The sequence below is a fragment of the Nocardioides sp. genome, from assembly GCF_025964975.1.
Taxonomy (GTDB): Bacteria; Actinomycetota; Actinomycetes; order Propionibacteriales; family Nocardioidaceae; genus Nocardioides.
The window spans coordinates 22842-42871 of sequence record NZ_JAOPXV010000139.1 but is presented as its reverse complement, the minus strand read 5'-3'; the positions used below and the strand labels follow the sequence as shown (position 1 = coordinate 42871).

Sequence of the window (20030 nt, the reverse complement as noted above, 5' to 3'; positions counted from 1 at the left end):
ATCGGCTCCAGTCGCTGCTGCTACGTGTGGACCCGCGCATCAGGGGCCAGTCCGTGCTCGAGGAAGTGCAGCGCGGCGCCGGGTGCGATCACGCGCCGTACCTCCGCGAGTGCCCGCGCTGGATCCGGGATCGTGCAGAGGCTGAAGGTGCTCAGCGCGGCGTCGTGCGAGCCGTCCGGCTCGGTGAGGCGTTGTCCGTCCAGGCCAGACCTTGGATCGGTATGTCGCTGGCAGCCCGTCGCTTCGTGGAGAGACCCCACCCGACGTCGGAAGGCTCCACGGCGCTGACGCTGGTCACCTCCAGGCGATAGCAGGCGATGTTGAGACCGCTGCCGAAGCCGATCTCGAGCACCTGTCCGTGCAGCCCGGGACACACGCGCTCCCGCAGCTCCGTCACCTCCGACGTCCGCAGCGAGGCATCGGCCAGTCGGGGGACGACCCGATCGGTCCAGAGCGACATGACGCCTCCCGTGGCGCGCCGGTGGTGGTGTGCTCGTAGGCTCGGACCATGAGCGTACGGCGCGTGATGGGCACCGAGGTCGAATACGGGATCTCGGTCCAGGGCCTGCCCCTGGCCAATCCGATGGTCGCGTCCTCCCAGGTGGTCAACGCCTATGCCTCGGCCACCGTCAAGGCCAGGCGCGCCCGCTGGGACTTCGAGGAGGAGTCGCCGCTCCGTGACGCGCGGGGCTTCGACATGGCACGGCAGATCGCGGATCCGAGCCAGCTCACCGACGAGGACCTCGGTCTCGCCAACGTGATCCTCACCAACGGCGCGCGGCTCTACGTCGACCACGCCCACCCCGAGTACTCCACCCCCGAGGTGACCAGTCCGCTGGACATCGTCATCTGGGACAAGGCAGGGGAGCAGGTGATGCTCGACGCCCAGCGGCTCGCCTCCCAGGCCCGGAGCTCGACGCCGATCGTGCTCTACAAGAACAACACCGACAACAAGGGAGCCTCCTACGGCGCCCACGAGAACTACCTGATGCGCCGCTCAACGCCCTTCGGCGACATCGTGCGCCACCTCATCCCATTCTTCGTCAGCCGCCAGGTCGTGACCGGCGCGGGGCGGGTCGGGATCGGGCAGGACGGCCGCGAGCACGGGTTCCAGATCAGCCAGCGGGCCGACTTCTTCGAGGTCGAGGTGGGCCTCGAGACGACGCTGAAGCGACCCATCATCAACACTCGCGACGAGCCGCACGCCGACCCGGAGAAGTACCGCCGGCTCCACGTGATCCTTGGCGACGCCAATCTCGCCGAGGTGTCGACCTACCTCAAGGTCGGCACGACCGCGCTCGTGCTGTCGATGATCGAGGACCGTTTCATCACCACCGACTTCGCCGTCTCGTCGCCGGTCGCCTCCCTGCGGGCCGTGTCCCACGACCCGACGCTCCAGCAGCTGTTGACCATGCACGACGGCCGCACCATGACCGCCGTCCAGCTCCAGCTCGAATACCTCGACCTGGCCAGGAAGTACGTCGCAGAGCGACTCGGCGACGATGCGGACGCCCAGACCCGTGACGTGCTCGCGCGGTGGGAGTCCGTGCTCACCAGGCTCGAGCAGGACCCCCTGCAGTGCGCGGGGGAGCTCGACTGGGTGGCGAAGCTCAAGCTGCTCACCCAATATCGCGATCGCGACAACCTCGACTGGAACGACGCCAAGCTGCACCTCATCGACCTGCAGTACAGCGACATCCGGCCCGAGAAGGGTCTCTACTCCAAGCTGGCGGCGGCTGGCCGGATCGAACGGCTGGTGGACGACCCGACGATCGAGCGGGCCATGCACGACCCGCCCACCGACACACGTGCGTACTTCCGCGGTCGGTGCCTGGAGAAGTTCGCCGGCGATGTCGCGGCCGCCTCCTGGGACTCGGTGATCTTCGACCTTCCCGGCCGGGAATCCCTGCAGCGCGTGCCGACGATCGACCCGCTGCGCGGCAGCAAGGAGCACGTCGGCGATCTTCTCGACGAGTGCGACACCGCCCTCGAGCTGGTGTCTCGACTCACCGCCCGCTGAGTGTCTGCCGGCGATCGACAGGTCTCGGGCCTTCCTCAACCGCCGTGCTGCTGCTGTTTCGCGCGGGTCTTCGGCCGTCCATGACCTCTGGCCGCACGTCGACGTTCCTGGACCTCCGGCGGGGTGGCGTGCATGGCTTCCCCTTCTGGATAGGGTCGGGACATGGCCCAGGAGCAGAAGCAACCGCGCAAGTCCACCCAGGACGAGACGTCGACCGAAGAGGTCGTCGAGACCGACGTCGCGGAGCGGAAGGAGGTCATCGACGACGACGTCGACGCGATCCTCGACGAGATCGATGACGTCCTCGAGACCAACGCCGAGGACTTCGTGAAGTCCTTCATCCAGAAGGGCGGCCAGTGAGGTGAGCGAGCCTCGACTGCCGTCGGCCTATCTCATGCCGGGGTCCGCGTCCTTCAGCGAGTTCCTCGCCGGCCAGGCGCCCGACCTGTTGCCGTCTCGACGGGCAGTCCCGGCGGGCCATGCAGGCGACCTCGCGCCGCACGCTACGACGATCGTCGCCGCCACCTTCCCGGGCGGCGTCGTGATGGCCGGTGACCGGCGCGCCACCATGGGCAACATCATCGCCCAGCGCGACATCGAGAAGGTGTTCCCCGCTGACGAGTACTCCGTGGTCGGCATCGCCGGGACGGCCGGCCTCGCCGTCGAGATGGTCCGGTTGTTCCAGACGGAGCTCGAGCACTACGAGAAGATCGAGGGAACCACGCTGTCCATGGACGGCAAGGCCAACCGGCTCGCAGCACTCATCCGTGCCAACCTCGGCCTTGCTATGCAGGGCCTTGCGGTCGTTCCCCTCTTCGCGGGTTTCGACCTCGCGGCCGACCAGGGCCGCATCTTCAGCTACGACGTCACCGGCGGACGCTACGAGGAGCAGGCCTTCCACAGCGTCGGCTCGGGTTCGCTGTTCGCACGGGGGTCGCTGAAGAAGCTCTATCGCGAGGACTTCTCGGCCGACGATTGCGTGATGGCCGTGATCCAGGCGCTCTACGACGCCGCCGACGACGACTCCGCGACAGGCGGTCCCGACCTGACGCGCCGGATCTTCCCGGTGGTCCACGTGGTGACGGCCGAGGGCGGTCATCGCGTCCCCGAGGCCGAGGTCGCCGAGATCGCCGACCGCATGCTCGCCTCCCGCATGCAGCGCCCCGACGGCCCCGCTGCCGCACTGATCTGAGGACTGCCATGAATCCATCGAGCTGTTCCATGCTCTCCGCCCGTACTGCCACGGAGGCGTCACGATGAGCACACCGTTCTACGTCTCGCCCGAGCAGATGATGAAGGACCGCGCCGACTTCGCCCGCAAGGGCATCGCGCGGGGACGGTCGGTCGTTGTCATCCAGTACGCCGACGGCATCCTCTTCGTGTCCGAGAACCCCTCGCAGGCCCTGCACAAGGTCTCGGAGATCTACGACCGGATCGCCTTCGCCGCCGTGGGCCGCTACAACGAGTTCGAGAACCTCCGGATCGCCGGCGTGCGACTGGCCGACATGCGCGGCTACGCCTACGACCGGCGCGACGTCACCGGTCGTGGGTTGGCCAACGCCTACGCCCAGACGCTCGGCTCGATCTTCTCCAGCGGCGGTGAGAAGCCCTACGAGGTCGAGATCTTCGTCGCTGAGGTCGGGGACACACCGGCTGGGGACCAGATCTATCGGCTCACCTATGACGGACAGATCGCCGACCAGCAAGGCTTTGCCGTCATGGGCGGCAACGCGGAGTCCACGGCCAGCCACCTCGAGGAGCACTACACCGAAGACGCCACCCTCGAGGATGCGCTGCACGTCGCGGTCGCGGCCCTGGGTCACACCGATGCCGGCGACCGCGTGATCCCGGTGGCCGACCTCGAGGTCGCCGCCCTGGACCGGACGCGGACCAAGCCCAGAAAGTTCGTCCGGCTCCGAGCGGAGCGCCTGGCCTCGATCCTGGGCGACCGCGGACCGGAGGAGGCCGGTGCCCCACAGCCCGAGGACAACGGGGGCGCGACGCCGCCCGGGTCCGGAGCCACCGACGACCCGAGTGACCCGACCGACCAGGTGAGCGGCGGAGTGCCCCCGCTGGAGGACCCGACGACGGGCGAGCCCCTGGAGCACCCGGTGGCCCCACCGAGCGGCCCTGCCGGCACGTCCCCGGTGCCGCAGCCGACCGATCCGGCCCAGCCCGGAGAGGCGCCGCCACCCGCGCCACAGCCGTTCGTCCCTGACCCGACCGGGCCACCCGGTCCGGCGGCGCCTCCGCCCGAGCCGACGGGCCCGGCTGACCTGACGGACCCGCTGCCCTGAGGGACTCGCACCCCGGACTATTCACCACGGTATGCAGACGAATGGGGCACTGCCATGGTCAATTGACCGTGGGAAGTGTCCATTCAGCAACATCCCATGGTGAACCGTCAGTGCGGCGGCAGTGGCCGCGTCGCCGGTCCCTCCAGCACGTGCCCGTCAGGAGCGAAGCGCGAGCCGTGGAGTGGACAGTCCCAGGACTGCTCGGCATCGTTCCAGCACACGATCCCGTGCATGTGGGGGCAGACGGCCGAGACCTCGTGGGTGACGCCGTCAACGGTGCAGACCGCCGCGGGCTTCCCGGCGCGTTGCGCGACCGTGCCGGTGCCCTCCGCCGGCTGGGGAGGCTGGCCCCCGACGTAGGCCCGCAGCCAGCCCTGCGCCATGCGGTAGCCGACGGCTCCATTGGCGACGAGGGCCCGGGGGATCCCGGTCGCCTCCCACGGCGACCAGCTGCGCATCGCCTCGGAGTCGAGCTCGCGCCCGGTCATCCTCGCCGTCAGCAGCTCCGCGGCGCCGGCGGCGTTCGTGAAGCCCCACTTGTCGAAACCGGTGGCGACCAGCACCCGGTCGTCCCCCGGAAGCAACGGCCCGACGTAGGGCAGCTCGTCCACCGGGCTCTGGTCCTGGGCGGACCACGTGTGGGTGACCTCGCCGGCGCCCAGGTCCGAGTGCGCCCAGTCGAGAAGGTCAGCCAGGTGGCCCGCCTCTGAGTCGACCCGGCCGGTGACGTGGCCGTAGCCCCCGACGAGCAGGACGGCATCGCCCTGCCACTCGGCGCGCCTGATGGACCGGGACGGCGCCTCCGCCGACAGGTACATCGCGTCGGGGAGCCACCGCGGTCGGAGTGCTGCGGCGTAGGAGCGCTGGGGCGTCTGCCGCGCGAAGAAACCGCCGCGGTCGAGGACGGGCATGCTGGTGGCGACGACCAGGTGGCGTGCTGTGACGGTCCCGGTCCCGGTCCGGGCCTCGACCCCGGCGTCGCTGCGCGAGACGTCCTGCACCCGGGAGTGCTCGTGGAGCACCCCACCGTTCGCCTGGAGGTCGGCGGCCAGCGCCTCCACCAGCTCGATCGGATGGATCTGGAACTGGTCCTCCAGCCGCACGCCGCCGATCACGGGGAAGGGCAGCTCGGCGGCGTCGGTCCACCCGGCGTCGAGGCCGACTTCCCGAGCCACGTCGAGCTCGGCGCGGACCCGCGCCTCACCGGCGGCGGACGTCGCGTAGGTGATGGCGGCCTGGGTCTCGGCGACGACGCCCGATGCTTCGCAGAAGTCCCACAGCCATTCCTGGCCGCGGCGGTTGGCGTCGACGTACGACCTCACGATCGAGAGGGGATGCGCGCGCCGGATCCGCCGCAGCTTCGTGCCTTGGAGGAGGCTCACCTTGGCGGTCGTGTTGCCGGTCGTGGCTGCCCCCGCCGTGCGGGCCTCCAGGACGATCACCGACAGCCCGGCGCGTGCGGCCTGGACAGCGGTCACGAGGCCGGTGACCCCCGCCCCCACGACCACGATGTCGCACGTGGCGTCGTCGGGGAGGACGGCGCGGGCGGCCTGGGGGTGTTCGAGCCACAAGGAGGTCATGTCCCTTGTCTACCCAGTTCCGGCTCCAGATGCGCCAATCCCTCACCCGAATGAGCGGGACCGGCGACCGTGTGCGGCCTAGGGTGGAGTCATGGACCGACGCATCTTCGGGATCGAGAACGAGTACGGCGTCACGTGCACGTTCAAGGGGCAGCGACGACTCAGCCCCGACGAGGTGGCGCGCTACCTCTTCCGCAAGGTGGTCAGCTGGGGGCGTTCCAGCAACGTCTTCCTCCGCAACGGCGCACGGCTCTACCTCGACGTCGGCAGCCACCCCGAATACGCGACGCCGGAGTGCGACGACATCACCGAGCTCGTCACGCACGACAAGGCCGGCGAGCGGATCCTCGAGGGGCTGCTCCTGGACGCCGAGCAGCGCCTGCACGACGAGGGCATCGCCGGCGACATCTACCTCTTCAAGAACAACACGGACTCCGCGGGCAACTCCTACGGCTGTCACGAGAACTACCTCGTCGGCCGGGCGGGGGAGTTCAGCAAGCTCGCGGACGTCCTGATCCCCTTCCTGGTGACGCGGCAGATCGTGGTGGGGGCAGGCAAGGTCACCCAGACCCCACGTGGGGCGTCCTACAGCGTCTCCCAGCGTGCCGAGCACATCTGGGAGGGCGTCTCCAGCGCCACCACCCGGAGCCGGCCGATCATCAACACGCGCGACGAGCCCCACGCGGACGCGGAGAAGTACCGCCGCCTGCACGTCATCGTCGGCGACTCCAACATGAGTGAAACCACCACCATGCTCAAGGTCGCCTCCTGCGAACTCGTCCTCCGGATGATCGAGGAGGGGGTGGTGATGCGCGACCTCACGATGGAGAACCCCATCCGCGCCATCCGGGAGATCTCCCACGACGTCACCGGGCGCCGCAAGGTCCGCCTGGCCAACGGTCGCGAGGCGAGCGCGCTGGAGATCCAGGGCGAATACCTCGGCAAGGCTCGCGATTTCGTCGATCGCCGGCAGATCAGCACCCCCCTCATCGAGCGGGCCCTGGACCTCTGGGAGCGCGGGCTCAAGGCCGTCGAGTCCGACGACCTCGGACTCGTCGACCGCGAGATCGACTGGGTGATCAAGTGGAAGCTCATCGACCGCTATCGCGCCAAGCACGGGCTGCCGATGGGCCACCCGCGGATTGCCCAGCTGGACCTGGCGTACCACGACATCCACCGCGGTCGCGGGCTCTACTACCTCCTCGAGAAGCGCGGGGCGGTCGCGCGGGTGACCACCGACCTGAAGATCTTCGAGGCCAAGAGCGTCCCTCCCCAGAACACCCGGGCCCGACTGCGCGGGGAGTTCATCCGCAAGGCCCAGGAGCGGCGTCGTGACTTCACGGTCGACTGGGTGCACCTCAAGCTCAACGACCAGGCGCAGCGCACCGTGCTGTGCAAGGACCCGTTCAAGGCGTACGACGAGCGCGTGCAGCGACTCATCGACGGCATGTGAGTCGTATCCGGCGGTCGCGACAGCGGAGCACTCAAGATGCTCAACGGTCGCGACAGCGGAGCACCGACTACTCCGCGGCGGCTCGGGGCGGCCGGATAGGGTGGCGCCGCTGTCCTGCACACCAACCGATTAGGTGACTCCATCGTGTCTCGCTCTGCCGCCACCCGCGCCCTTCCTCGCACCCGACTCGCTGCGGTGGGTGGTGTGCTGCTGTTGTCCGCCCTCAGCCTCACTGCCTGCGGTGACGACGACGGCTCCGGGGCCGACGCGGCCGGAGGGTTGGACACCATCAAGGTCTCAGGTGACGTCGGCAAGGCGCCCAAGGTCACCTTCGACGGTGAGGTGTCGCCCGACGAGATCGAGACCGACGTCCTCACCGAAGGTGAGGGGGAGGAGCTCTCCGCCGAGAGCAGTGCGCTCGCGCACATCTGGATCGGCAACGGCTTCAGCGAGGAGGAGGTCTACAACACCTACGACTCCGAAGCTCCTCAGCTTCTGCTCTCGGGCGCTGTCTCCGAGCCGTTCAAGAAGGCCATCGACGGCCACACCGTCGGTTCCCGGGTGGCCGTCGCCAGCTCGGCGGAGGACGCGTTCGGTGAGGGGGGCAACCCCCAGATCGGCATCGGCAACAAGGACGGCGTCGTCTTCGTGATCGACCTGCTCAGCGCGGTCGCCACCGAGCCCACCGGTGAGGAGCGCCCTGCCGCCAAGTGGGCGCCGACCCTGATCGAGTCCGACGGCACCATCACCGGGTTCGACTTCGTTGACGCGAACAAGCCGAGCAAGAACCTCCTCGACACCACCCTGATCAAGGGCGAGGGCGCCGTGGTCGAGAAGGGTCAGACCATCGCCGTCGACTATCTCGGCCAGGTCTATGACGCCAAGAAGCCCTTCGACGAGAGCTACGCCAAGGACCCGACGTCGTTCCCCATCGGCATCGGCCAGGTGGTGGCCGGCTGGGACAAGGCCCTCGTCGGCAAGACCGTCGGCTCCCGCGTCATCCTCTCGATCCCGCCGGCCGATGGCTATGGCGAGGCGGGCAACAAGGACGCCGGCATCAAGGGCACGGACACCCTCTTCTTCGTGATCGACATCCTCGGCGCGGCCTGAGGCTCGTCCGGCGAGGGTGGGAGGCGAGTCATGGCGGAGAAGTCCGAGCGGTTGCTCAACCTCTACATCATGCTGCTCGCCCAGACCCGCTTCGTCTCCAAGCAGGACATCCGTCGGGCGCACTACGGCGAGTACTCCGACAACACACGCGGCGACGAGGCCTTCGAGAAGGCCTTCGAACGTGACAAGGAGGACCTGCGCGAGCTCGGGGTCGTGATCGAGGTCGGCTCCCTCGACCACTACTTCGACGACGAACAGGGCTATCGCATCTCACCCGACACGTCGTCCCTGCCCGAGATCCGCTTCGAGGCCGACGAGGCCGCGGTGCTCGGCATCGCCGCGCGGGCGTGGGAGCAGCACACGCTTGCTCGGGCCACCACCGAGGCCATGCGCAAGCTTGCGGCCCAGGGCGTCGAGATCGACACCAGCAGGCTCGATCTCGTGCCGCCGAGCCTGCGGGCCGAGGAGCCGGCCTTCGACGCCTGCTGGGAGGCCACGCAGAAGCGTCGCGAGATCGCGTTCGATTACCGTCGACCCGGCCAGGAAGCCACCCGTCGCCGGCTGCAGCCCTGGGGCGTCGTGCGCTCCTCGGGGCGTTGGTACGTCGTGGGACATGACGTCGACCGGCAGGCCGAGCGGGTCTTCCGACTCTCGAGGGTCCGGGGCAAGGTGACGATGCTCGGCAAGTCCGGGGCGTACGCCGTCCCGCCCGGCACCGACGTGAAGGCCATCGCCGACCAGCTCGTGCACACCACCCCGGACATCGACGCGACGGTCCTCGTCCGCCAGCGAGCCGGCGTCGCGCTGCGCCGGTCCGCCACGTCGATCGAGGAGGACGTGACCGGACCCGACGCCCTCTCCGGCTGGGACCGTCTGGGCCTCACCGGGCAGTTCCGCGACCTCGTCAACGCGGTGCTGTCGCTCGGGCCGAGCGCACTGGTCGAAGGTCCTCAGGAGCTTCGCTCCGACGTGCTCGCCCGGCTCACCGAGGTGGCGCGATGACGACCCCCCGTCCGGTGACCCACGCGGCCCGGGAGCAGGTCGGTCGGCTCCTGGCCCTGGTGCCCTACCTCCACCAGCGGGGAGAGGTCCGCGTCTCCGAGGCGGCTGAGGCCCTCGGTGTCGACGCGGCCCAGCTCGACAAGGACCTGCGGGTGCTCTTCATGTGTGGCCTGCCGGGCGGGTTTCCCGACGACTTGATCAACGTCGACCTCGACGCCCTCGAGGGGGAGGGCATCATCCGCGTCGACAACGCCGACTACCTGGCTCGTCCGGTTCGGTTCGGTCCCTCCGAGGCGGCCGCCCTCGTGGTGGCGTTGCGCGCGATCGAGCAGAGCGCGTCGGCGGAGACTCGCGAGGTCGTCGAGCGGACGCTGGCCAAGCTCGAGGCAGCGGGAGCCGCGTCGGCAGCCCAACAGATCCACGTCGCTGCCGAGGTCAACCCCGGCGAAGAGCTGTTGCCCATGTTGCAGGGCGCGCTCGACCAGGCCCGTCAGCTCGAGATCTCCTACTACGTGCCGAGCCGCGACGAGCAGTCGACCCGCGTCGTGGAGCCGCGTGCCATCACGCGGGTCGGCGACGCGACCTACCTCGACGCGTGGTGCCACACAGCGCAGGGAGACCGCGCCTTCCGGCTGGACCGCATCCTGAGCGCTACGGAGCTTCCCGACGCGGTCTCCGAGCTGGGGGCCCAGCCTCGGGACCTGTCAGCAGGGTGGTTCCGCGGGGAGGGGGAGACAGTGGCAGTGACACTGCGGTTGTCCCCGGAAGCCCAGTGGATCCCGGAGTACTACCCCGTGGTCGTCACCGCCACCGGTCCCGGGGGCACCCTCGACGTCACCCTCGACGTCGCGAGCGAGGCCTGGCTGCAGCAGCTGCTCTTCCGGGTGGCGCCGCACGCCCGGGTCGTGGCGCCCGAGGAGTTTGCCGAGTCCTTCACGGCCAACGCGCAGGCAACGCTGCGCCTCTACGAGGGCACCGCGTAGGATGGGGCCGACAGCCGTCCTCGACTTTTGGAGCATCCCATGATCAACCCGATGTTTGGCATGCCGGCTGGCGCGGAGTGGCTGATCATCCTTGCGATCGTGGTGCTCGTCTTCGGTGCGGCCAAGCTCCCGGAGCTCGCCCGGGGCACCGGTCAGGCGCTGCGCATCTTCAAGACCGAGACCAAGGGCCTGAAGGACGACGACGAGAAGGACAAGCCGTCTGCCGTCGCCCCTGCCGAGCTGCCGCCGACCTCGAGCGCCCAGGCCCAGCCCACCTTGCAGTCGGACGTCGAGCCGGAGATCCGCACCGACAAGCACCCCGGCTGACGCCGGCCGCTTCACCACACGTCTGTGAGCTTCGTCGGGCGCTTCGCCCGTCTCTACTCGGCCAAGCCGTCGAGCCCCGTCAGTCCTGACGGCCGGATGGCGCTGGGCGACCACCTCCGGGAGGCGCGCGCCCGCGTCCTGCGCACGGCCACCGTCATGCTGGTCACCTTCGGCCTGGCCCTGTACTTCTTCGACCCGCTCAACGACATCGTCTACGGGCCCTACTACACGGCCAAGGACGCCCTCGCCGATGGCTCGACGATGCCCACGACGGGCGGTGCCTCCGGCGCGCTCATGCTGTACCTGAAGCAGTCGGGCTTCACCGCGTTGGTGGTGACGGCGCCATACTGGCTCTACCAGATCTGGGCCTTCATCCTGCCCGGCCTCCACGCGACCGAGCGCAAGTGGTCACGCATCTTCGCAGCGATCGCCGGCCCGTTGTTCCTCGTCGGCGTCACTCTCGGCTACGTCACGCTGCCCAAGGGGCTCGAGGTGCTGATCGGGTTCAACCCCGAGGGCGTCACCAACCTCCTCGACGTCAACGAATACCTCCAGTTCTTCACCCGCACCCTGTTCGTCTTCGGCCTGGCCTTCGAGATCCCGGTGTTCGTCGTGCTGCTCAACCTGGCCGGCGTCGTCTCCGGGAAGACGCTGGGGGAGCACCGGGCCTGGGTGATCGTCGGCATGTTCATCTTCGCCGCGGTGGCGACCCCGTCCGCTGACCCGTTCACGATGACGTTCATGGCCGTGCCGATGGTCTTCCTCTACTTCATCTCCGAGGTCATCGCCCGCTGGAACGACCGCCGGAAGGCGTCCCGCAGCGTCAACGCCAACCTCTCCCCGGACGAGCTCTCACCCATCTGAGCCCGCCCGACCCCGCTCTGACACAGTGGCCGGCATGGAGTCAACGCCGATCATCGACGTCGATCCCTTCGACCTGCCGGACTGGCTGGGCGTCGGTCAGGTGGTCTGGCACGCCGACCAGGGCCTGCGCACCGGCCACCTGGTGGCCGGCCGTCTCGTCTCCGGCGACGACGTCCTCGCCTGCGACCTGCTCGCCGTCGACGAGGCCTATCCCGCTCCCGTGACCGACGACGAGTCCCGCCACCGCGCGCACCGGGCATGGCGTCACGGACAGGTGCTGGTGGGGCAGTACGCCGACCGGCTGATCCTTGCCGTGCCCGGTACCCGGTTCGACGCCGAACGTGTCCTCGACAGCCTCTCGCGGCTGGCACGAGCCGTCGGTGGGTCGCCCGAGCACATGGCGGCGCTGCTGCGCATCGGCTCGGACAGGACCGATCGCCGCTAGGTCGTCCACGTGTCCGCAGCTCGCCGACCATGCTGGTGGATAGGGTCGAGGACATGGCTCGCGAGATCGCTTTCCTCACCAACCCGACCTCCGGCCGGGGCGACGGCGCGCGCTACGGCGCCGTGGCAACCGCCCGCTTGCGCGACAGCGGTCTCGTGGTCCGCAACCTGCAGGGCCGCGACGCGGACGAGGCGCAGGACCTCGCCCGGGCGAGCGTCGCCGACGGCGTCGACGCCGTCGTCGTCTGTGGCGGAGACGGCCTCGTGCACCTCGCGACCCAGGTCCTGGCCAACACCGGCATCCCGCTGGGGATCATCCCGGCGGGCTCCGGCAACGACGTGTCGCGATACTTCGACCTTCCCCGCAAGGACCCGGTGGCCGCGGCAGATCGGGTCATCGCGTCGCGCCTGCGCACGATCGACCTGGCGCGGGCCGGTAGGCGCTACTACGTCACCGTGCTGGCCGCGGGCTTCGACGCGGTCGTCAACGAACGCGCCAACCAGATGGCGTGGCCGCGCGGGCAGATGCGCTACAACGTCGCGACGCTGGCGGAGCTGAGGACCTTCCGCCCGCTGCCGTTCACCCTGGACCTCGACGGCACCCCGCTGCGGGTGGACGCCATGCTCGTCGCGGTGGGCAACGGCACGTCCTACGGCGGTGGCCTCCGCATCACCGAGGGTGCCCTGCTCGATGACGGCTTGCTCGACGTGGTCATCATCAAGGAGATGACCAAGACCAAGCTGATCCGCACCTATCCCAAGCTGTTCTCGGGCACCCACGTGCACGAGGCCGAATACGTCCACCACCGGGTCCGATCTGTCACGGTCGCCGCGCCGGGCGTCGTGTCGTACGCCGACGGCGAGCGATTCGGTGAGCTGCCGCTGACGGTCACGTGCGAGCCCGGCGCCCTGGCGGTGTACGCATGAATCTCACGGTCGACTTCGCCGACCTCTACGACTTCCCGCTCGACGACTTCCAGGTCCGCGCGTGCGGGGAGATCGAGGCGGGTCGGGGTGTCCTCGTCGCTGCCCCCACTGGGTCGGGCAAGACGATCGTCGGCGAGTTCGCCGTACACCTCGCGCTCGCGACCGGCCGCAAGTGCTTCTACACGACCCCGATCAAGGCGCTGAGCAATCAGAAGTTCAACGACCTCGTCGCCCGCTACGGGCCTGACAAGGTCGGTCTGCTGACGGGCGACAACGTCGTCAACGGCGAGGCCCCGATCGTCGTGATGACCACCGAGGTGCTGCGCAACATGCTCTACGCCGGGTCCCGCACCCTGCTGGGCCTCGGCTACGTCGTGATGGACGAGGTCCACTACCTCGCCGACCGGATGCGTGGCGCGGTCTGGGAGGAGGTCATCATCCACCTCCCCGAGTCGGTCACCCTGGTGTCACTCTCCGCGACCGTCTCCAACGCCGAGGAGTTCGGCGAGTGGCTGGCCACGGTGCGCGGGGAGACGACCACGATCGTCGAGGAGCGTCGCCCCGTGCCCCTCTTCCAGCACGTCATGGTCGGACGCCGACTGTTCGACCTGTTTGCCTCCTCCGACGTCGACGCGAGCGCGGGCTTCGTCAAGGAGGGGGCCCCGGTCAACGACGAGCTCGTCCGCATCGCCCGTGACGACTGGGCGAGCTCGCGGCTCATGCGCGACCGACGCTCGCCACGCAAGGGCAAGCCCGGCTCCTCGAAGAACGCCCGCAGTGTCGGCAACGGGCGCCGGGTATGGATCCCGAGCCGGGTGGAGGTCCTCGAGCGATTGGACAGCGAGGGGCTGCTGCCCGCGATCATGTTCGTCTTCAGCAGGGTCGGCTGCGACGCCGCGGTGACGCAGTGCCTGTCAGCCAACGTCCGCCTGACCTCGGCCGAGGATCGCGACACGATCCGTGCCTTCGTCGAGGAGCGCTGCCAGCACCTGCCTCCGGACGACCTGGAGGTGCTGGGCTACCACGAGTTCCTCGAGGGCCTGACGCGCGGCGTGGCTGCACACCACGCCGGGATGCTGCCGACCTTCAAGCAGTGCGTCGAAGAGCTGTTCGTCCGCGGGCTGGTCAAGGCCGTCTTCGCCACGGAGACGCTCGCGCTGGGTATCAACATGCCGGCACGCACGGTGGTGATCGAGAAGCTCTCGAAGTGGAACGGTGAGACCCACGCCAACATCACACCGGGGGAGTACACCCAGCTGACGGGTAGGGCCGGGCGCCGCGGCCTCGACGTCGAGGGCCACGGCGTGGTGCTGTGGCAGCCCGGCATGAACCCCACCGAGGTCGCGGGTCTCGCCTCGACCCGTACCTACCCGCTCCGCAGCTCCTTCCGGCCGTCCTACAACATGGCCGTCAACCTGGTTCACCAGTTCGGGCGGGAGCGCTCGCGCGAGCTCCTCGAGCAGTCCTTCGCCCAGTTCCAGGCCGACAAGGCAGTCGTCGGGCTGGCCCGGCAGCTGCACAAGGCCCAGGAGGCGCTGGACGGCTACGCCGAGTCCGCCACGTGCCACCTGGGTGACTTCATGGAATACGCAGCGCTCAGGCGTCGGATCACCGACGTCGAGAAGGGGGCTGCGCGCGACCGCCGGACCGACCGCCGCAGCGAGGCGGTGGAGTCGTTGACCAGACTGAAGCCCGGTGACGTCATCATGGTGCCGAGCGGGAAGTTCTCCGGCTTCGCCGTGGTCATCGATGCGGGACTCGGGGGCCACGAGCCACGGCCCTACGTGCTCACCGCCGATCGTCAGGCGCGACGCCTGGCCGCGATGGACTTCCCGACCCCGGTGGAGGCCATCGCCCGGATGCGGCTGCCCAAGTCCTTCAACGGCCGCAACCCCGCGATGCGGCGCGACCTGGCGTCGGCACTGCGGACCAAGACCCACAACCTGACGCCGCCTCCTCCGCGGCGTACGCCGAAGGGCGAGTCGTTCTCCGACTCGCCGGTCGACCGCGAGATCGCCGAGCTGCGCACCCGCCTCAAGCAGCACCCATGCCATCAGTGCCCCGAGCGGGAGGACCATGCACGATGGGCCGAGCGGTGGTTCAAGCTCAGTCGCGACGCCGAGACGCTGAAGCGCCGCGTCGAGGGGCGCACGAACACGGTGGCGCGGACCTTCGACCGCGTGTGCACCGTCCTGATGGCGCTCGGCTACCTGGACGGCGACACGGTCACGGAGCGCGGCAAGCACCTCATGCGGATCTACACCGACATGGACCTGGTCGCCGCGGAGTCGCTGCGCGACGGGCTGTGGGACGACCTGACCCCTTCCGAGCTCGCGGCGGTGCTGTCGTCGCTCGTCTACGAGGCGCGGCGGCCCGACGACGCGTCCGCGCCCCGGGTCCCCGGTGGCCGCGTGCAGCCGGCGCTCGCGGAGACGGTGCGGGTGTGGGGACAGCTGGATGCGCTGGAGCGGCAGAACAAGCTCGACTTCTTGCGCGAGCCGGACCTCGGATTCGCCTGGGCGGCCTACCGCTGGGCCGAGGGCGACGATCTCGACGAGGTCCTCGGTGGGACCGACCTGGCAGCCGGCGACTTCGTCCGTTGGATGAAGCAGCTGCTCGACCTGGCCGGGCAGGTGGCGGACGCGGCCGGCGACGCGCCGCTGCGCAAGACAGCCCGGGAGACCGTCCACGCGCTCAAGCGCGGGGTGGTGGCCTACTCGTCGCTGACGGAGTGACCGGTCACCTGGTGGCAAGCACGGTCGTGAGTCGCTCCACCGGGCTCGAGAGGCCCCAACGTTCCGTGAGCACTGCGAGCGCCTCTGGGTCCTTCGGTTCGCGGGGGAGAGCCGCATCCGGGGTCCCGAGGTCGACGTCACGCGCGACCGCCACGACCGTCGGGGCGACGTCGAGGTAGTCGGCCGCCGCCAGGATCTTGCCGCGCAGGCCCCCTCCGAGGGCCGAGGCGAAATCGGCCGCTGCCGCTCGGACGGCTGCCAGGTCGCCGTACTGCAACAGCAGGCTCGCCGCCGTCTTGTCGCCGACCCCGGCCACACCGGGCAGCCCGTCGGACGCGTCGCCGCGCAGGGTGGCGAAGTCGGCGTACTGCTGGGGCAGGACTGAGTACTTCTCCACGATGGTGTGCTCGGTGACCCGCTCGTGCTTGCCGACCCCGCGGGCGGTGTAGAGCACGCGGACTCCCGCCTGGTCGTCCACCAGCTGGAAGAGGTCGCGATCCCCAGTCACGATGTCGACGGGCATGCCGGCACCTGTGGCCAGGGTGCCGATGACGTCGTCTGCCTCGTAGTGGTCGGCCCCGACGATGCACAGCCCGAAGGCCTCGAGCACGTCGACGATCACCGGGATCTGGACCTCCAGCGGGTCCGGGACCTCCTCGATGTCGGGCACGTCGCCGGGGCGTACGGCGACAACGCGGTGCTGCTTGTAGGAGGGGATCAGGTCCACCCGCCACTGCGGGCGCCAGTCGTTGTCCCAGCAGCACACGAGGTGCGTCGGCTGGTAGTCCTCGACCAGCCTGCTGATGAAGTCGAGCAGCCCGCGGACAGCGTTCACGGGCGTGCCGTCGGGGGCCTGCACGGAGTCGGGGACGCCGAAGAACGCGCGGAAGTAGAGCGAGGCCGTGTCGAGGAGCATCAGTCGGTGTTCGGTCACCTTGGGATCCTTGCATGATCCTCCCGCCCGACATCGCTACCCTGAGCGCGTGACGAGCCCTGCAGTGGAGACCACCGACCGCCTGATCCTCTCGCTCCTCGCGACGAACGGGCGGATGTCGTTCACCGACCTGGGCAAGGCGACGGGACTTTCGACTTCTGCGGTGCACCAGCGGGTCAAGCGCCTCGAGTCACGCGGGCTGATCCTCGGGTATGCCGCCCTCGTCGACCACGAGCAGCTGGGCCGGCCCCTCACCGCGTTCGTCTCCATCACCCCGATCGACGCCTCGCAGCCCGACGACTACCCCGAGCGGCTCGTCGACATCCCCGAGATCGAGGCCTGCTGGTCGGTGGCCGGCGACGAGTCGTACATCCTCAAGATCAGGGTCGCCACCCCCCGCGCCCTCGAGGACCTGCTCGGTCGAGTCCGCTCCGCCGCCAACGTCTCGACCCGGACCACGATCGTGCTCTCGACGCCGTACGAGAACCGTCCCCTCGGCTGAGTGGCTGGGCGGGTCCTGATCCCCCGGCTAGCCGGGGGAATCGAACCTTCGCGCGTGTTGCAACACGAGTGAAGGTTATGGAGCCCGGGTGAAGCTGTCCGGTTTCAGCACTCGGGACTCGAGCAGCCTTCTGATCCGGCGGGCCGTAGAGGCAGGCGTGGCAAGATCGGCCCACGAGATCCGGATGCACACCCAGCCGGTCGCCTGACAGATGCGCTCCTCGCGCAGCTTCTCCCGACGCAGGTACTCGTCCAAGGTCTCGCCAGGGCGTCTGAACTGTTCGTACTTGATTTTGCCGTCGAACTCGAGGAAGACCCCGAAGTCTCGCCACAGGAAGTCCACGATGCCGAGCAGGTCATTGAACTCATCGCGAACTTCCACCTGCGCCTCCGGCCGTGGAACGTGCTGTGACCAGAACAGAAAGTCAGTGCGCGACTCCGCCACCGATCCCATGCGCCCGTCGACCAGGTGGAGGAGAACATGGTTGCCGAGTGTTTCCGGCCAATACCGAAGCGCATGGGCCTCGGCGCGCAGTTCTTCCTCGGTCACGAGACCCATGCTCAACGTCGCGTTGGCCACGACCAACGTGGCCTCCAGTCCGTTTGTGGCCGACACCTCGATCACGGTTCGGGCTGTCCGTGACACCCGAACGCCGTTGACGACCTCAACGTCCTTGTCCGTGAGTGCGCCGACGTGATGGATGACGCCAGCCTCCCTACGTGAGCTCTTCGCGTCCATACGCGTGGTGTGCACCTCGTCGAGTCCGATGCTCCACACAGGCACGCCCCGTTCGATCGCAGCCGACACGTGCGTCAGCACCATCAGCGGGTGGCCTGCTCGGAGGACGGCGCGGCAGCGGATGCGGTGCTGGTCCTCACCGGAGGAGTCGTTCCAGAGCTGAGCATTGACGTACGCCCCGCGCCGGATCCGGTGCAGTGCGCCGGCCTTCACCAGGCCGCGAATCTGCTGGTCCGTGTAGCCGTCGGCCAGTAGGTCTCGTCGGAGGCGAACGACTCCCGTGAGGTCACGCTGAGGTGGGCTGTGCACACTGGCCGGTGTACCCGGGCGGCGTACCGCACGAACTCGCGATCTCGACCTTGTGGACAACTCGGGTATGCGACCCTTCGCCGGGCTTCACCCGGCGACCATCACCTTCACACGTGTTGCAGCCCTGGCGAACGTTCGAATCCCCCGGGTAGCCGGGGGATTCGAACGAGGAACCGACGGCTCACCAGGCCTGGAGAGCGGCGGTACGGCGCGAGGCCTCGGCCATCTCCGCGGCCTTGAGGGCCGTCGTCTCCAGGCCACTGTGCTCGGCCCACCACTGCTGACCGGCTTCGGGGAGGGTGTGGATCGGGTCGTAGTACTCATAGGTGCGCGACAGCGCGTCCTCGGAGGTGGCCTCGATGGACGTCTTGTAGTTCTTCGTCCAGTAGGAGATGCCGCGCTCGGTGTCGTAGTCGGCGAGCTGGTGGACCCAGCGCTTGCCGACGAAGGGCACGTCGCACACGATCCGCGGCGTCGCGAAGCCCGGCAGGTAGCCCATGATGTGGTGCTGCAGCCGCTGCGCCTCGGCGACCGAGACCCGCCAGTGCTCCGAGAACGGGATCATGTCGCACATGTAGAAGTAGTAGGGCATGATCTGCGCGCCGTCGAGCAGGCGGAAGCACAGGTCGAGGAGCGTGTGCGAGTCGGCGTTGACGCCGTTGAGCAGCACCCCCTGGTTGCGCACGTCGCGGACGCCGGCGTCGAGCATCGCGCGCGTCGCCTGCGCCACGATCGGGGTCACCGAGTTGGCGTGGTTGGCGTGCGTGTGGATGGCAAGCGAGACGCCGCGCGAGCGCGCGAGGGAGGCCACCCGGGCCACGCCGTCGACGACATCGGGCTGGAGCCAGTGCTGCGGGAGCCCGATCAGGGCCTTGGTGGCCAGCCGGATGTCGCGGATGTTCTTGACCTCGAGCACCGACGTCAGGAACGCCTCGAGCCTGGGCCACGGCATGTTGGCGACGTCGCCGCCCGAGACGACCACGTCACGCACCGACGGCGTACGGCGCAGGTAGTCGATCATGTCCCCGAGCCGGTCGTTCGGCTTGCCGGTGAACTTGAGCTTGTCGATCACGGCCGTCGAGTTGCCCACGAGGTCCATGCGGGTGCAGTGACCGCAGTACTGCGGGCAGGTGGGCAGGAGCTCCGCGAGCACCTTGGTCGGGTAGCGGTGGGTGAGGCCCTCGGCCACCCACATGTCGTGCTCGTGCAGGGAGTCGCGCGTCGCGTGGGGGTGCGAGGACCACTCGGTCCGTCGGTCGCTGAACACCGGGATCATGTAGTTGCGGATCGGGTCGGCGTAGAACGCCTCCGTCAGCGACCCGGCGCCGGCCGGGGTGACGTCGGGCACCATGGTGTTCATCATCTGCGGGGGGATGAGCATCGACATCGTGGCCCGCTCGGCCTGGTCGCGCTCGAGGTCGGCATAGAAGCGGTCATCCACGAGGTCACCGAGGAGCTCGCGCAGCTGCTTCACGTTCTTGACGCAGTGGGCGCGCTGCCACTGGACCGACGCCCAGTCCTCCGCGGTGACGGAGGCCCATCCTGGGAAGCGGGTCCAATCGGGCTCGACGAGCTCGACAGCCTGGTAGGGATAGGGCTGGGGAGAGTCACTGTGCCGACCGGTGGGGGCGACGGTGGTCTCGATGCTCATTGCGGGCTCCATGCGGCTGCGGGCTGGGTGGGTCGTTGCAAGGTGATCTCTGGGCGCGCCAGTTGTGTGCGACACGTCTTATCTGTCAGAGTACGAGGATATTGTCCGGCAAGTCCAATGACCCGCCGTAAGAATTACTGTTCCTGTACACATC

19 protein-coding genes and 1 pseudogene are annotated in these 20030 nt (G+C 68.9%); 14 read left to right on the top strand and 6 right to left on the bottom strand.

Translation table 11 applies throughout. From position 1 onward, the window contains the following. Positions 1–20 precede the first annotated feature (20 nt). Both JWN68_RS10625 and JWN68_RS10620 read right to left on the bottom strand, forming a co-directional pair. On the bottom strand, positions 21–260 hold the full coding sequence (locus JWN68_RS10625; RefSeq protein WP_297738495.1) for a methyltransferase domain-containing protein: 240 nt from the start codon (positions 258–260) through the stop codon (positions 21–23). Next, the gene (locus JWN68_RS10620; RefSeq protein ID WP_297738525.1) at positions 152–460 is read right to left on the bottom strand and encodes a hypothetical protein; all 309 of its coding nucleotides are present in this window, start codon (positions 458–460) and stop codon (positions 152–154) included. Before JWN68_RS10620 ends, JWN68_RS10625 begins: the two co-directional genes overlap by 109 nt. Before the next feature lie 48 nt (positions 461–508). Between JWN68_RS10620 and dop the strand changes: the two genes are divergently transcribed. The 4 genes and pseudogenes from dop to prcA form a co-directional block, all read left to right on the top strand. After that, positions 509–2020 carry a depupylase/deamidase Dop gene (gene dop, locus JWN68_RS10615; protein ID WP_297738493.1) on the top strand — a complete coding sequence of 504 codons (1512 nt, stop codon included), beginning with the start codon at positions 509–511 and terminating at the stop codon, positions 2018–2020. 162 nt (positions 2021–2182) lie between these two features. Further along, positions 2183–2380 (top strand): ubiquitin-like protein Pup, encoded by a 198-nt coding sequence (locus JWN68_RS10610; RefSeq protein WP_297738491.1) that lies wholly within the window; start codon positions 2183–2185, stop codon positions 2378–2380. A gap of 1 nt (position 2381) precedes the next feature. After that, entirely contained in the window at positions 2382–3212 is an 831-nt protein-coding gene (gene prcB, locus JWN68_RS10605; protein ID WP_297738489.1) for a proteasome subunit beta, read from the top strand. Between the two features lie 64 nt (positions 3213–3276). Continuing rightward, positions 3277–3975 (top strand): annotated as a pseudogene (gene prcA, locus JWN68_RS10600) (proteasome subunit alpha); the annotation flags it as partial. 449 nt (positions 3976–4424) lie between these two features. Here prcA and JWN68_RS10595 read toward each other — a convergent pair. After that, on the bottom strand, positions 4425–5897 hold the full coding sequence (locus JWN68_RS10595; protein ID WP_297738487.1) for an FAD-dependent oxidoreductase: 1473 nt from the start codon (positions 5895–5897) through the stop codon (positions 4425–4427). 91 nt (positions 5898–5988) lie between these two features. Between JWN68_RS10595 and pafA the strand changes: the two genes are divergently transcribed. The 9 genes from pafA (at position 5989) to JWN68_RS10550 (ending at position 15742) form a co-directional block, all read left to right on the top strand. After that, a complete protein-coding gene (gene pafA / locus JWN68_RS10590; protein WP_297738485.1) occupies positions 5989–7350 on the top strand; it encodes a Pup--protein ligase in 1362 nt (453 codons plus the stop codon). 144 nt (positions 7351–7494) lie between these two features. Then, positions 7495–8460 (top strand): FKBP-type peptidyl-prolyl cis-trans isomerase, encoded by a 966-nt coding sequence (locus JWN68_RS10585; RefSeq protein WP_297738483.1) that lies wholly within the window; start codon positions 7495–7497, stop codon positions 8458–8460. Between the two features lie 30 nt (positions 8461–8490). Next, the gene (locus JWN68_RS10580) at positions 8491–9462 is read left to right on the top strand and encodes a WYL domain-containing protein (protein ID WP_297738481.1); all 972 of its coding nucleotides are present in this window, start codon (positions 8491–8493) and stop codon (positions 9460–9462) included. Beyond that, positions 9459–10445, top strand: coding sequence for a WYL domain-containing protein (locus JWN68_RS10575; protein WP_297738479.1), 987 nt, complete (start codon positions 9459–9461; stop codon positions 10443–10445). The genes JWN68_RS10580 and JWN68_RS10575 overlap by 4 nt, the downstream gene beginning before the upstream one ends. A 39-nt stretch (positions 10446–10484) precedes the next feature. Then, the gene (locus tag JWN68_RS10570; RefSeq protein WP_297738477.1) at positions 10485–10772 is read left to right on the top strand and encodes a Sec-independent protein translocase subunit TatA; all 288 of its coding nucleotides are present in this window, start codon (positions 10485–10487) and stop codon (positions 10770–10772) included. Positions 10773–10796: 24 nt separating this feature from the next. Further along, positions 10797–11636, top strand: coding sequence for a twin-arginine translocase subunit TatC (gene tatC, locus JWN68_RS10565; protein ID WP_297738475.1), 840 nt, complete (start codon positions 10797–10799; stop codon positions 11634–11636). 34 nt (positions 11637–11670) lie between these two features. Beyond that, complete coding sequence (locus JWN68_RS10560) at positions 11671–12081, top strand: hypothetical protein (RefSeq protein WP_297738473.1); 411 nt, start codon at positions 11671–11673, stop codon at positions 12079–12081. A gap of 53 nt (positions 12082–12134) precedes the next feature. Then, positions 12135–13007 (top strand): diacylglycerol kinase, encoded by an 873-nt coding sequence (locus tag JWN68_RS10555; RefSeq protein ID WP_297738471.1) that lies wholly within the window; start codon positions 12135–12137, stop codon positions 13005–13007. Continuing rightward, complete coding sequence (locus JWN68_RS10550; protein ID WP_297738469.1) at positions 13004–15742, top strand: DEAD/DEAH box helicase; 2739 nt, start codon at positions 13004–13006, stop codon at positions 15740–15742. Before JWN68_RS10555 ends, JWN68_RS10550 begins: the two co-directional genes overlap by 4 nt. Before the next feature lie 4 nt (positions 15743–15746). Here JWN68_RS10550 and JWN68_RS10545 read toward each other — a convergent pair whose 3' ends face one another. Beyond that, entirely contained in the window at positions 15747–16676 is a 930-nt protein-coding gene (locus JWN68_RS10545; protein ID WP_366519789.1) for a 5'-3' exonuclease, read from the bottom strand. Between the two features lie 64 nt (positions 16677–16740). Between JWN68_RS10545 and JWN68_RS10540 the strand changes: the two genes are divergently transcribed. After that, a complete protein-coding gene (locus JWN68_RS10540; protein ID WP_366519791.1) occupies positions 16741–17178 on the top strand; it encodes an Lrp/AsnC family transcriptional regulator in 438 nt (145 codons plus the stop codon). A gap of 75 nt (positions 17179–17253) precedes the next feature. Here the strand turns inward: JWN68_RS10540 and JWN68_RS10535 are convergent, their stop codons facing one another. Beyond that, positions 17254–18000 (bottom strand): hypothetical protein, encoded by a 747-nt coding sequence (locus JWN68_RS10535; RefSeq protein ID WP_297738465.1) that lies wholly within the window; start codon positions 17998–18000, stop codon positions 17254–17256. A gap of 406 nt (positions 18001–18406) precedes the next feature. Beyond that, positions 18407–19876 carry a lysine 2,3-aminomutase gene (locus JWN68_RS10530; protein ID WP_297738463.1) on the bottom strand — a complete coding sequence of 490 codons (1470 nt, stop codon included), beginning with the start codon at positions 19874–19876 and terminating at the stop codon, positions 18407–18409. Between the last annotated feature and the right edge of the window lie 154 nt (positions 19877–20030).